We start from the raw sequence: 12,388 nt of genomic DNA on the forward strand, positions 1-12,388 counted from the left end.
TCGCTGGCTCTGGCACTACAATCACGAACGACCCAATATGGGACTCGGAGGGATTACCCCTCAACAGAAGTTGGCCATGATGGCCTAAGGTCTACTTTTGAACCCCGCTAAAAATGGGGGGATTACCCTGATATTCATTCGCGTACCCGCTATTGGAATTAACGGCGGATTTCTCGCTCTGTTCGCCCAATGAGTGTAGTTGCAGAATTGAATTTTTAAAGCACAACTCATGCTGAAATGAAAATTATTTAGCAAGGGCCAGTCGTCGACTAATTACTGCGCAACTTTATGAATTGTGGAAAAAATGGTGTCGATATCATTGATGCCAAAGGCTTAGCGTACAATTTTTTCCGTTTCGTGAACTGACCCCTGCTTGGTGGTGTAGAGCATCCGGGCCCGCATCACCTCGAATGAGTAGCCCCGGCCATCGCGGTTCTTGTCCTTGGCCAGCCGGTTGATCGACTCCGTGAAGGCATTGGTGACTGGGATGTCGTCAATCCAGGCAGCCAGCGCCTGCTCAGCATCTCGCCGGCTGGCACAGTCCCAGATGTGGTAGAACCGCTCCTTGTGCTCGTAGGCTGCCAGGAGCTGGGGGAAGGCCCCCATTCAGGTTTCCATGATGAGACGTTCGCGGTCGGAGACGTCGTGAGCCCGCTTCAGCAAGGTCTTCCGGTCACCCTTGAGGGTTCGGCGTTGGTTGGCCTTCAGCTCCTTCCTGAGCCCCTTGCGGACCTTCTCCAGGGCTTCGTTGGCCATACGCACAACATGGAACTTATCGACCACGATGCGGGCCTGTGGCAGCGCCGCCTGGACGGCACGGCGATATGGCTTCCACATGTCCATGCTGACGATCTCGATCTTGTCGCGCTCGGTCATGCTCATGAGCCGCTTCGTCACTGCCTCCTGCTGACGACCGGGCAGCAGGTCTAACAAGGTACGCTCCTCCAGGTTGGTCAGGATGCAGAGGTAGCGGCGGTTCAGGTACAGCTCGTCGATACCTAGGTAGCGGGGTGTCTCGAAGCGGTGCGCACTTGCGGTACCTCGCAGACTTCGCCAGGTTGCCGATCCAGGCACCGGAACCCCCCAGGGCGATCAGGGCCAAGGTGCCCAGACAGCAGGCCGACGCGAGCAGGCTGCAACCCCGCCTGCGATTAACGACTCGCGACCGGATTGTGACTCGGAATTCAACTCTGATATTGCAATTACACCTTCTACGGCCTTGTTCGATAGGTTAAGCTTGAGGCCGTAGTCAACTACGGAGTCAAGGCAAATGCCGGATGAAATGAACTCATTGACCATCGGGGGGCTGGCTAAGGCGGCGAACGTCTCAGTTGAGACCATCCGCTACTACCAGCGACGTGGGTTAATACCTGAGCCCCAGCGTCCTCTCGGGGGTATTCGACGCTACGGTCCCAGCGATATCGGCAGGTTGAGCTTTGTGAAAACATCGCAGCAGTTAGGCTTCAGTCTCGATGAGGTCAGCGACCTGCTCCGACTCGAAGACGGCACCCACTGCCAGGAAGCCAGCACTCTCGCGGAGCGCAAGTTGCACGACGTACGTGGGAAGATCGAAAAGCTACAGCAAATTGAGGTTTTACTGAGCGCCATGGTTGATCGGTGCTGCGCCCAAGAGGGCAATATCTCGTGCCCCTTAATTGCGTCATTACATGAAGGGGTTGGGCGAAAATTTTGTACCTACCCTAGCCAGAGTGGGCCCCCTGCCAAACCTCAGTGACAAAGGGCAACCCCGCAGGCCCTCAGAATGTCCAGTGTGACCAGCAGAGTACGGCGGGGAAGTTTTTGGGCAACAGCCCCAAACAGAGGTGCTATTAGGGCGTAGGCAATCATCTTCAGGGCCAGCGCAATGCCGAGCACCTGGCCCGCACTGCCGCCCGTCAGTCATGGGCCAGCGGCGCCAGCGCCACCGTCGTTAGCCCGGTCCCTGCCAGAGCGATTAGCTGGGCACTAGAAAGGCGTTGGTAGGTGTGAATGATCAGTGGGGGGGGAAAGATGCTCAATGGCCATAGCTCGAATCAGTCTGCGGTGTGGTGTAACGATTCAATAAATCGGGGAACCGGCGATCGATGACCGAATAATCCCGTAACGTAAAGCGAGCGTGGCGTTCACAAAATAACGGGCGGTTCCTTTGGTCTTGACGAATTGCTGCCTACTATAAGCAATGCCCCCCTCAAGAGCGAAAGTACTGTGGGCTAATGCCTTTCACTGGAACCCCATAGCGAAGAACTGCGTATGAGTAGCCTCCATGAAACCGCCTATCCGCGATTGAAGGCGGTGGTCTCGGATCAAGAACTGGCAGAAATTTATACACCCTCTACCCAGGAACGATCCTTTGCCCGAAAGCACGGTCGAACTCCGGCTGCTCGTGGCGCCCTACTCATTCTCCTGAAAACAGTGCAGCGTCTGGGCTACTTTGTCCATCTCAAAGCCGTTCCCCAATCCATTACAACGCACATTCTGGCGTGCGACGACCTTTCACATCTCGCATTGAGCCAGCTCAGGGTCTACGACCGCAATGGCGGCGCCCGTCAGCGGATGCTGGAGACGGTTCGTCAACAGGTGGGCATCAAGGCGTTCACCGTTGAAGGCAAGGCAATTGTACGGGAACTAGCGCGTGAAGCGGCCACCACCAAGCAGGACCTGGCGGACATCATCAATGTGGTGATTGAAGAGCTGGTGCGCCAGCGTTTTGAGTTACCGGGTTTTTCAACGTTGCAACGGACCGCGCGTCAGGCTCGCAGCACGGTCAATACCGGTTACTTTCGGACGCTCAATGTGGGTTTGACAGCGCATCAAAAAAACGAATTTGACCAGTTGCTGCAAGTGCCGGATGATTCCCCTCATACCAGTTGGCATAAGTTGAAACAGGAACCCAAAAAGCCGACCAATACGGAAGTGAAGAAGTATCTTCAGCACCTGGAATGGCTTCAGGGTTGGTGTCAACAATTGCCCGCTGTTGATCACATTCCCGCCGCCAAATATCACCACTTCATACTGGAAGCACGAGCGCTGGGCGCGGCCAACATCAAGGCCATGCAAAGCACCAAACGCTACGCTTTGATGGTTCTGCTGGTCCATGCCCAATTGCGTCGCGCGATGGACGATGCGGTCGACATCTTTGTTCGCAAGATGCGCAACATCAAAACCAAGGCAGAAGCCAACCTGAACCAGTATCACCTGGATCACATGAAACGCATGGACAGGCTGGTGGCTCAACTGCGTGACGTACTGACCGCCGTCCAGGAAGCGCCAACGGACTCCGAGCGAGGTGCCCGAGTGGCGGCTGCCATCCAGAGCGATCCTGATGAATTACTGGCAGAGTGTGAGGAACACATGGCCTATGCTGGCAATAACTTCATCCCGTTCATGCTGCAACCCTACCGCCCGTTACGCCCCCTGTTATTCAATTGCCTTGAACTACTGGATCTGGCGGCAACCAGCCACGATCAATCTTTGATTGAGGCGATTGCGACTCTGAAAAAGCACCGGCACAGCCGTAAGGAATGCCTTGTCCTCAGTAGTCAACCCGTCGACGTGTCCTGGCTACCGGAGCGTTGGCGCCGTTTGGTATTGGGGACCGGGCCAAGCCAGCTGCCCCCCGGGATGGTCTACCGGAAGTATTTCGAGCTGGGCGTACTGACACAGGTGAAGCGTGAACTGATTTCCGGCGATCTCGCGGTCGCGAATAGCGACCAGTACAGTGACTACCGCGATCAGCTGGTGGATTGGAGTGTCTATGATGCCCAGATAGCGGACTACAGTGCGATGATTGATATCGAATCCGACCCAGCCGCTTTTGTGGTACAAGCCCACTCCCGGTTGAGCGAAACGGCCGACCGCATTGACCGTGGCTTCCCGGAGAATGAATACGCCGTCTTCCATGGTGAAGATCTGGTGATCCGGAAGCACCGCCGTAGAGCGCCTCCGGATGGGTTAGCTGAGATTGATAAGCAGTTATCCCAAAATATGCCCGAAAAGAACATTCTCGACATCCTGGTGGAAGCCGAAAAATGGCTGGGCCTCCACAAACGCTTTGGGCCACTTTCCGGATTTGAGGGCAAGCTGGACGACCCCCGTACCCGCTTTGTTTCGACCTTATTTTGCTATGGCTGCAATCTCGGGCCAACTCAGACCGCGCGATCCATCACGACGCTTAATCGCCGGCAGGTGTCCTGGCTCAACCTGCGGCACGTCACCGAAGAGCGCCTGGAGCAGGCGATTGTACAGGTTATCAATGCCTACAACCGCTACCGGCTGCCGCGACACTGGGGAACTGGCCAGCGGGCCGCCGCCGATGGCACAAAATGGAACCTGTACGAACAGAATCTGCTATCGGAATACCACATACGGTACGGTGGCTATGGCGGGGTGGGCTACTACCACGTCTCGGACAAATACATCGCGCTGTTCAGCCACTTCATTCCTTGCGGCGTTTATGAGGCCATTTACATCCTTGATGGACTGATCAAAAACGACTCCGATATCCAGCCTGACACCTTGCATGGCGATACTCAGGCGCAAAGTGCGCCCGTCTTCGGGTTGGCTTACCTGCTGGGTATCAACCTGATGCCCCGCATCCGGAATCTGAAGCAGCTGGTGTTCTACAAGTCTGACAAACGCCAACGGTATGAGCACATCAATGCTTTGTTCAGCGAGACTATCAACTGGAAACTGATTGAAACCCATGTGCCGGACATGCTCCGGGTGGCGCTATCGATTAAGGCTGGAAAAATCGCACCGTCTACGGTACTGCGACGTTTAGGTACCGCAAGCCTCAAGAACAAACTCTACTTTGCTTTCCGGGAACTGGGGAGGGTCGTTCGGACAACCTTTCTTCTGGACTACATTGGCAGCGTGGAGTTGCGGCGAACCATTCATGCGGAGACGAACAAAACGGAAGAGTTCAACCAGTTCGTGAAATGGCTGTTCTTCGGCGGCGAGGGGGTGATCGCCGAGAATATCCGTCACGAGCAACGGAAGGTGATCAAATATAACCACTTGGTGGCCAACCTGGTCATTCTTCACAATGTGGAGTCGATGACGTTAACCCTTAAAGATCTCAAAGAGCGCGGTCATCATATTGATCACGATATTCTCAAAGGGCTGGCCCCATACCGCACGGACCATATCAACCGATTTGGCGATTATACGCTTGATTTTGATCGGCAGGTTTCACCCATGAGCTACAACGCCAAAATAATTTAAATACAATAGGTTAAGGCAAATTTTGGAGGATTGCGTCAGAATCGTTGCCGACCCTCAATTTCCTGCTCGTAATCCGACCAACTCACCAGTTGATCGCGATGGTCATCGAAGCGATCCCCGTGAACAACCGCCAGATCGGCAGACTTCAGTTCCTGTTTCACCAGATTCAAAACGGCCAACTCAAAATATTTACGGTGAACCGTCAGACTGTCCGGCCCCGTGAAAATCAGACGGCGCCACTTTTCGAGCGTCCACTTGGTCTGCTGGATGCTTTCGACCAGATCCGGCGTATGGACCCGCAAATCCAGCGTCTCGGCTTTCAATGAACGGGTCTTCCGGAGTAACTCGATCAGTTGAATCGACAGTAAGTCGCTGGAGGTGCTTTGAAACGTGAGTATTTCCAGGCAGTTGTACAGCAGGCTGCGTTTGGTTCGAAACGGTCGCAACATGAAAGGCAGGTAGTTATTGCCCGCGTAGGCCAGATGCTCCTCGCATTCGTCCAGCCACTCCTGGCGCTTGTCTCCGATAACGGCCTGAAGCGTTTGCCACGGGTTTGGCTCGGCCTCCATGGCAGTCAACACGTCTTTAAAGCAGGACACCAGTCTATCGGTGCGCTGGGTCTGCTCCATTTGATAGGCCAGGAGATTTTGCTGGGCGGTGGTTTCCAGTTGCCTCATCAGCTTGATCAGAAGCTCTGCGGTATCATCCAGCGCCTGGGCATACTGTTGCCGGATCAGGACCACCGCCAGGGCATAGCGTTTACGCGCAGGGATTCGAGCCATTTTGGCCACATCCAGCGCTCGTGCTTCGTGGGCGAACTGTCGCCGCTTGGTCACGGGAATTGATTTGACGCCCGGTAATTGCTCGACGATATCCTTCATCCACTTGAGGTGTTGCAGGTAGGACCGGATTTCTTTATTCGTCGGCTTTCGGATTTCGGATTTCTCGCTTCAGACGCTGCCAGCCGCTGATCTCGATGCCCGGTGGCGATACCAGCAAGTCATTCACCAGTGCCTTTGTTTCGTCGTTGAGTTCGCTGACGATGGACCGGTAACAGCGGTCATTGACGGTGGCCCGGGCATCCTTGGCGAGCCTCAATAACACCGTAAAGCCGGGAATTTCGAAACGGTGACGTACCAACTCTTCCAGAAGGATATTGATGATATCGGCCAGCACCTCGCGGGACTCGGCGGCTTTCGTTGCTTGGCTATCGAGCCAAGCATGAGCCTTCTCGTCCAGAGTCCGGGTGCCCACATAGGTTCGAATCCACGGGATATGGCGTTTACGGGTGGCAGAACGATCATACTGTTGTCGTTGGGCTTTGGTCGGCTGCTTGTCGAGACCAAGGCACTGCGCAATGTGACGACGCAAATCGCCCGGCAAATCGACCGACGAGGAAAAGAACCCTTGTTTCTGATCCGCCTTCAGGTGAAGCAGTAAAAAGAAGCGCTCCAGGATCGGCCGGGTGCGCCGACGAGCCCAGCGCTGTTCGCCGGACGTGGGCGTGTATACTGCATCAAGTTCCTGTTGCGAGATATCCGTCCGAAACCGTGGATAGGCTGTTTCCTGAATAGCACTCATAACTGGCTCAATCCCATGCTTGCCCGGTGGCCGGGTCCTTGATCAGTGTCTCCACCCAGCAGGCTTTATCGGACGCAATGCGGTGTATCTCATCGATCAAGTCGTCCATCATTTCGTCCAGCTGCTCATCCGACGTTGCAGGCACCTCAATGCGGTAGTCCCCATTGTTCTGCTGTTCCATCTCGAACGGTTTCAGGCAGTGGGCTTCGATTACCGTGCGGGCCTGATGGTGTTTCCGGCTGCGAGGACGTTGCGGCTCCAGGGTGAGCTGAACGGTTAATGCCCGGTAACTTGGCTCGGATACGCTCGCCAGGCGTGGCTGACCGACAGACGACGCCACTTTGGTTGGGATTTGCATCAGGGCCTGCTCGAACGGCGATTTAGCTTCAATGTATCGCAAGGCGGTCTGGGTATCCTGCCAACCGACGTACTCCATCAGCGCTTTGATTTCCCAGCCGGAAGCACTGGCCCAAGTGGCAAAACCGCGTCGCAGCGAATGGCTGCTGAACGCTTCCACAGCGTCAATGTCTGCGTCGGCCAGAAGCTGGCGCAGCAGCGGCACGATGCTGTTCGGGTGCAATGAAGTATTGGAAATATTTCCCCAACGATCAATCGCCCTGAATAGCGCACCGCTGGGCTGGTTCAAAAAGTCCAGCCAATCCTGACAGGCCTCCACGGGACAGCACTGCCTCAGAGCTGGCACCTTGTACAGGCGACCTTCGGCCTGACGATCCCCCTTGCTCCTCCGCAAGTACAAGGACATACCGGCAGCGGGGGCCAGTGCGACATCTTCAATGGTTAACCGACAGAGTTCGTCGCTGCGAAAGGCTCGCCAGAACCCGAGCAAGACCATGGCTCGGTTGCGCAACCAGACGCCGAGACGCCGGGCATCGTGCTGCCGCGCCTCTGCGATCTGTCCTGCCAGCCACTGATCCAGTTGCTGGAGCTGGGGGATGGCCAGCGGCTTTGCTTGTTTTTGCCGATAGGGATGCTCTTCGCGAATGCCCTTCAGAACCGTGCGTACTAAAGGAGCTCTCGTCGGATCTGGAAAACCTTGGTCCCGGTGCCAGCGAGCCAACGCCGCCAGGCGCTGCTTCAGAGTGGCCGCAGAAAGACGTTCGGCATGGTCGGCCAGATAGCGAGCCACGCTGTCGGCTGTTGCGGGCAGAAACCCGCCCCAGGTCACCTCAAAATGCTCGACCGCTGACCGATAGCTGCGCCGTGTATTGTCCCGTGTGGCGGCGCGAACGTACCGATCAATCGTCATTGGACGCACCGACGTCGTCCGACTTCGGCAGTGCTCGTATCGCTTCCCTTAACCAACTTTTTGCCGGCGCGCACAGCATCGTTGTCAGCCTTTGAAGCCATTTTTGTGAACGTCCTAGCCAACGCGTCGCGCACTTGTTTGTCAGTTGGATCGTCGGGGTTGGCGATCAGTGAGCCGGCGAGCCTATCCAGCGGCGAGCCCTTGGCAGCCCCTTCCTGGTGGGCCTGCACCCAGCTTTGGGCCTCTGACAATGACGCAAACGGCTTTTGCTCCACCCAGAAGAAACTGTTTGGAATGGCAATCGAGCGGCCTTCTTTGAGGTAGGTCCTGATCTGTGCCTCAACATCCGGCATATAGGCGTCTTCGCTTTGCAGGCATTCCAGGGCGGCACGGAAGTTCGGTAATGGGTCTGGAAATCGGTTCCGAAAATCAAACGCCCGAAAGGCAAACACCTGGTCAAGTGGGTCGGCTTGTTTGTGCACTTGTGGGCTCCTTCATTGTGAGCGTATGGCCTCGGGCCGGGGTAGTTGACCAACGCCGTATCGTACCGGGCTTTGGTCAGTATAGTCGTCGAAATGGGTATCACAATGGATAACTCTGGATTATCACATGTTTGAACAGATGTGCTTTCCAACGATCTTTCTGGTGTATATGGTACGTAATTACATAATACGTACCACGGTACGAAATAAACACAAGGACACGATCATGGCCCGAGGCGGCATCACCCAACCCCTGGTCGAGGACGCCCGTAAACGTCTTCTGGCTCGCAATGTTCACCCCTCCATCGATGCCATACGAGCCGAGCTGGGCAACACCGGCTCAAAGACCACCATTAGCAACCACCTGAGAGCGATTGAGGCGCGTGAAAGCACCCGTCTGGACGACGAAGCGCTTCTGAGCAACCACGTAACCGACTTGGTAAGCCAACTGGCTCGGCAATTACGCCAGGACGCGCAGGAGACCATCGAGCAGGCCGAACAGCGCCAACAGGCCGAGGTGGCCGGCCTGCAGGAAGCCTTAACGGTACAGACCGCTGAAACCAAGCAACACCAGGCACAAAATACCCTGTTGGCTCAGGCGCGGGATGATTTACAGGCGGAGGTCCGTGGGCTGCGTGGGGCGCTCTCAAAACTCGAAAGCGATAACCGCGCACAGGCCCAACGCATTGAAAGTTTGACTGAGCAGGTTCAGGACAAGCAACGCCAGGTGAATTCACTCGAAGAAAAACACAAGCATGCCCGGCAGGCGCTGGAGCACTATCGCGGCTCCGTGAAAGAGCAGCGCGAGCAGGATCAGCGGCGGCATGAGCAGCAGGTCCAGCAAGTCCAGGAAGAGCAACGCCATCTGCAACAAGCCCTGGCCGTGAAACGCGACGAGCAGACCCAGGCCACCCGAGAGATCACCCGGCTGTTCACGGAGGTGACTGAAGTTCGAAAGCAGTCGGATCGGTTGACCCAGCAACTGGGCGAGCGGGAGCGCGAAAATCGTCGTCTGGCCGACAAAACGGTGCGGCTAGAGCAGCAAGTCGTGGCGTTACGCCAACGAAAGGCTGCCTTTGAAAAGCAGCAGCGCGTGAACGACCAACTGAAAGCGAAGGTGCAGCAGCTTGAAACCGAGCTGAGCGTGAAGAATGAGCTGTTGGATCGCTTGAGCGCTGGCAACGATTCCGACGAGGTGAACAGAGTTTCTTGAAATTCCTCCAGACTATGTTTTAAAGCCTACTGCAAGGCTATTGTCGCTCAAGTCTCAGGTGTTTTTCATTGGGGGAGCCCGAGTGGTTTGGATGACGGGTTTAGGGCGACGTGTCGTCCGGTCTTTTGTCGTCCATCATGCTTAGCTGTAAAAATAAAAGTCGTTTTTTTCCTCTGTTTCACGGCATATATGGCCATGTCTGCCCGCTCTACCAGCGTTTCCGCCCCCGCCCCGTCTTCAGGGTACATTGCAATCCCGATGCTGGTTCCGATAGAGACACGAAGGTCGGTGCCCTCAAACTGAAAAGGGGTTTCGAGTGAGTTCAGAAGTTTGCGTGCGACCGTTGCGACCCGGTAGACAGTCACCTCGCCAGAGTCATCGACCCCGGCCAACTCATGGGTGTAGTCGTCAACGAAGGAGCTTTCCTTGACCAGATCATCATTACTGAAGTTGGACCCCATCCAAGGCTGCAGCATCATCGACGGCGGAATCTTGATGGTGCGATCCACTTTGGGAAGGTAATTCCACATGGCATCACCGATTCTCAGCGAACCAACGCCAGCCTCTTTTTTCGGCGAGTGAATCCGGATCAGGGTGTGATCCGGCCGATCCATCCAGGCTTCCAGCTGCAGCTCACGGGTCCAGTACTCGCTCTCGATACGCATCACGTGCCGGCCGTGGTTACTGTCTGACCAAAGGGTCTGCTCCATGCCTTCGACCAAAGAAACAGCCGAGGGAGTAGCCGCGATAAGACGACCCGATATGGCAAACAAAAGAAGAGCGCTTATCCAGATTTTCATAGACCAGGTCCTTTTTCAGTAGGGGCGGCCGGCTACCGTCATCTGTTCCCGAACTTCGGAAACGCCAGCCGGCTGTCGTGGGGCCTTCACAACGATAACCAGACCCATAATTGTGATCCCTATTCCTATGATCTCCACGAAACTAAAGGTTTCACCAAACAGCAGTATGCCGATAACAAGCCCAAACACAGGCGTCAGAAAGGTGAACGAATTCAGGCTGTTCAAAGGAGCGCTTGCCAGCAATGAGTACCACAGAACAACCATCAAAGCCGTCGCTGGAATAGCCAAAACGAAGATTGCGGAGGAAAACGACCAGGTCCAGTCAATCGCCATGCCCTCACCCAGACCCACGGATGCAATGCCCAGGAATGCCGAACCAATGACAAGCTGAATACCCATGGACAAGTAAATATCATCGCTGCCGGCCTGATATTTGAGTAGCACGTTCCCGAAGGCGGTTCCAATAGCGCCGACCAGAACATAGACCGCCCCTGTAAACCTGGCGTTACCAAACTCCATCTCTGGCGCCGCAAGTACCACAACCCCAATAAAGCCAACGATCAGTCCCGCGAACACGCGCCCGGTCACCACTTCCCTAAAAATGAACAGCGCCAGAACCGCTGCAAAAAGCGGTTGTGCGTTTGCCAGCACCGTTGCAAGTCCTGGGCCCAGTTTGCCAGCCCCGAGAAACATTCCTCCAAGGCCCATGCCGGTATAACTGAAGCCAATCACAGTCAACATGAGAAACCTTCGAGGCGAGAAACTAATTCGCCTGCCCTTTCCAACGGCGATCAGAATCAGGCAGAGGCCCGCCAGTAATGCCCGTAAAGCGGCAAGATCGAATTCGACTGGAACGTGGTCAAGCAGATCTGTGAAAGCAGTGAGGGACTTCTTTTAGAACACCTCGAAGAAGGCCAAGGGGATAATGTCGTCGGGTTGATTCTTGGCTGGCATATGGTAATTCGAGAGAACGGTGGTGAGACAGATCCTGTAGCAGAAGAACTCGTTGATGAAGTGATGGAAGAGGAGTCAGAGGGCGCCCCCACTGATGATGATTCAGGTCATGCCTGAGCGACCCAGCTCCTCAAATTCAACCATTTCGCATCCATGAAGAATCAAAACCCTAGATAAGTGCAGTATTGAAGATTGTTGTAATTTCCCTTTTACCGCTGTCGTCTGCTTCGAAACCTGGGGCTGACGCCTCAGAAACCACTGCATCGGGCTTACCAGCAAAAGCCAGAGGCCGTGAAACAGTGGAAAGAAGAGACCTATCCGGAAATCTGCAAGGAAGCCAAAAAAGTCGGCGCCACCTTTGGCGATGAAGCCAGCATTCGATCTGATTATCACAGTGGCACGACCTGGGCACCCAAGGGCGAAACCCCGATCGCTTCAGCATCAATCTGATCTCTGCCATCTCGCCTCGCGGTGAGCTCCGCTTCAAGACCATTCAGGGCAACATGAACACCGATGCTTTCCTCGGTTTCCTCAAGGCTCTGGTGCAAGACGCTGACAAGCCGGTTTTCCTGATCCTCGATAACCACCCGGTCCATCATGCTCGTCGGGTTCGAGACTATGTTGAGAGCCTCGACGGCAAGCTCAGGCTGTTCTTCCTGCCGCCGTACTCGCCTGAGCTGAATCCTGATGAGTCTGTTTGGGGCTATATCAAATACCACCACGTTGGTAAAAAGATCATTAACAGCAAAGAACAACTTCGGAGCATTGTTTACCGGCAGCTTCGGCGCTTGCAGAAACTGCCACGGTTATTGAAATCGTTTTTTGGTCATCCGGACCTGGCTTATATCTCCGGGTGATGTTCGCTTAC

Annotated in this window: 12 protein-coding genes and 3 pseudogenes; 6 read left to right on the plus strand and 9 right to left on the minus strand. The window is 55.2% G+C overall.

Annotated elements, in window-relative coordinates:
* Positions 1-342: 342 nt before the first annotated feature.
* Both FO268_RS21990 and FO268_RS23140 read right to left on the minus strand, forming a co-directional pair.
* Positions 343-1,026 (minus strand): annotated as a pseudogene (locus FO268_RS21990) (ISL3 family transposase); the annotation flags it as partial.
* Between the two features lie 7 nt (positions 1,027-1,033).
* Positions 1,034-1,197 (minus strand): annotated as a pseudogene (locus FO268_RS23140) (mercuric transporter MerT family protein); the annotation flags it as partial.
* 73 nt (positions 1,198-1,270) lie between these two features.
* Between FO268_RS23140 and merR the strand changes: the two are divergent.
* The gene (gene merR / locus FO268_RS22000) at positions 1,271-1,735 is read left to right on the plus strand and encodes an Hg(II)-responsive transcriptional regulator (RefSeq protein ID WP_063091985.1); all 465 of its coding nucleotides are present in this window, start codon (positions 1,271-1,273) and stop codon (positions 1,733-1,735) included.
* Here merR and FO268_RS23145 read toward each other — a convergent pair.
* Positions 1,719-2,018: pseudogene (locus FO268_RS23145) on the minus strand (MFS transporter); the annotation flags it as partial. The gene merR and the pseudogene FO268_RS23145 overlap by 17 nt on opposite strands.
* A 232-nt stretch (positions 2,019-2,250) precedes the next feature.
* On the opposite strand from FO268_RS23145, the gene FO268_RS22010 reads away from it, so the two are divergent.
* Positions 2,251-5,223, plus strand: a complete 2,973-nt coding sequence (locus tag FO268_RS22010; RefSeq protein WP_063091986.1) for a Tn3 family transposase — start codon at positions 2,251-2,253, stop codon at positions 5,221-5,223.
* A 35-nt stretch (positions 5,224-5,258) separates the two neighbouring features.
* Here FO268_RS22010 and FO268_RS22020 read toward each other — a convergent pair whose 3' ends face one another.
* Genes FO268_RS22020 through FO268_RS22035 form a run of 4 tightly spaced genes read right to left on the minus strand, consistent with a single transcriptional unit; the run spans position 5,259 to position 8,553 of the window.
* Entirely contained in the window at positions 5,259-6,104 is an 846-nt protein-coding gene (locus FO268_RS22020) for a hypothetical protein (protein WP_150995330.1), read from the minus strand.
* 34 nt (positions 6,105-6,138) lie between these two features.
* Positions 6,139-6,804 carry a DUF4158 domain-containing protein gene (locus tag FO268_RS22025; RefSeq protein WP_150995331.1) on the minus strand — a complete coding sequence of 222 codons (666 nt, stop codon included), beginning with the start codon at positions 6,802-6,804 and terminating at the stop codon, positions 6,139-6,141.
* Between the two features lie 7 nt (positions 6,805-6,811).
* Complete coding sequence (locus FO268_RS22030) at positions 6,812-8,071, minus strand: site-specific integrase (protein WP_150995332.1); 1,260 nt, start codon at positions 8,069-8,071, stop codon at positions 6,812-6,814.
* On the minus strand, positions 8,068-8,553 hold the full coding sequence (locus FO268_RS22035; protein WP_225316961.1) for a hypothetical protein: 486 nt from the start codon (positions 8,551-8,553) through the stop codon (positions 8,068-8,070). The genes FO268_RS22030 and FO268_RS22035 overlap by 4 nt, the downstream gene beginning before the upstream one ends.
* Positions 8,554-8,680: 127 nt before the next feature.
* Between FO268_RS22035 and FO268_RS22040 the strand changes: the two genes are divergently transcribed.
* Positions 8,681-9,766 carry a DNA-binding protein gene (locus FO268_RS22040; RefSeq protein ID WP_150995333.1) on the plus strand — a complete coding sequence of 362 codons (1,086 nt, stop codon included), beginning with the start codon at positions 8,681-8,683 and terminating at the stop codon, positions 9,764-9,766.
* Positions 9,767-9,831: 65 nt separating this feature from the next.
* On the opposite strand, the gene FO268_RS22045 is transcribed toward FO268_RS22040, so the two are convergent.
* Entirely contained in the window at positions 9,832-10,566 is a 735-nt protein-coding gene (locus FO268_RS22045; RefSeq protein WP_150995334.1) for an outer membrane lipoprotein-sorting protein, read from the minus strand.
* A 15-nt stretch (positions 10,567-10,581) separates the two neighbouring features.
* Positions 10,582-11,433 (minus strand): DMT family transporter, encoded by an 852-nt coding sequence (locus FO268_RS22050; protein WP_150995335.1) that lies wholly within the window; start codon positions 11,431-11,433, stop codon positions 10,582-10,584.
* On the opposite strand from FO268_RS22050, the gene FO268_RS22055 reads away from it, so the two are divergent.
* The 3 genes from FO268_RS22055 (at position 11,422) to FO268_RS23155 (ending at position 12,377) form a co-directional block, all read left to right on the plus strand.
* Positions 11,422-11,637, plus strand: coding sequence for a hypothetical protein (locus FO268_RS22055; protein ID WP_150995336.1), 216 nt, complete (start codon positions 11,422-11,424; stop codon positions 11,635-11,637). The two genes, FO268_RS22050 and FO268_RS22055, sit on opposite strands and share 12 nt — an antisense overlap.
* 174 nt (positions 11,638-11,811) lie before the next feature.
* A complete protein-coding gene (locus FO268_RS23150) occupies positions 11,812-11,970 on the plus strand; it encodes a hypothetical protein (RefSeq protein WP_263645079.1) in 159 nt (52 codons plus the stop codon).
* 41 nt (positions 11,971-12,011) lie between these two features.
* The gene (locus FO268_RS23155; RefSeq protein WP_263645080.1) at positions 12,012-12,377 is read left to right on the plus strand and encodes a transposase; all 366 of its coding nucleotides are present in this window, start codon (positions 12,012-12,014) and stop codon (positions 12,375-12,377) included.
* The last annotated feature ends 11 nt before the right edge of the window (positions 12,378-12,388 follow it).

The organism is Marinobacter denitrificans (assembly GCF_008795955.1).
GTDB classification, from domain to species: domain Bacteria; phylum Pseudomonadota; class Gammaproteobacteria; order Pseudomonadales; family Oleiphilaceae; genus Marinobacter; species Marinobacter denitrificans.

Bases quoted from the DNA above. Each gene is read 5' to 3' on its own strand.
- FO268_RS22020 (WP_150995330.1), bottom strand. From the start codon at position 6,104: ATGAAGGATATCGTCGAGCAATTACCGGGCGTCAAATCAATTCCCGTG.
- FO268_RS22045 (WP_150995334.1), bottom strand. From the start codon at position 10,566: ATGAAAATCTGGATAAGCGCTCTTCTTTTGTTTGCCATATCGGGTCGT.
- FO268_RS22025 (WP_150995331.1), bottom strand. From the start codon at position 6,804: ATGAGTGCTATTCAGGAAACAGCCTATCCACGGTTTCGGACGGATATC.
- merR (WP_063091985.1), top strand. From the start codon at position 1,271: ATGCCGGATGAAATGAACTCATTGACCATCGGGGGGCTGGCTAAGGCG.
- FO268_RS22010 (WP_063091986.1), top strand. From the start codon at position 2,251: ATGAGTAGCCTCCATGAAACCGCCTATCCGCGATTGAAGGCGGTGGTC.
- FO268_RS22040 (WP_150995333.1), top strand. From the start codon at position 8,681: ATGTTTGAACAGATGTGCTTTCCAACGATCTTTCTGGTGTATATGGTA.
- FO268_RS22030 (WP_150995332.1), bottom strand. From the start codon at position 8,071: ATGACGATTGATCGGTACGTTCGCGCCGCCACACGGGACAATACACGG.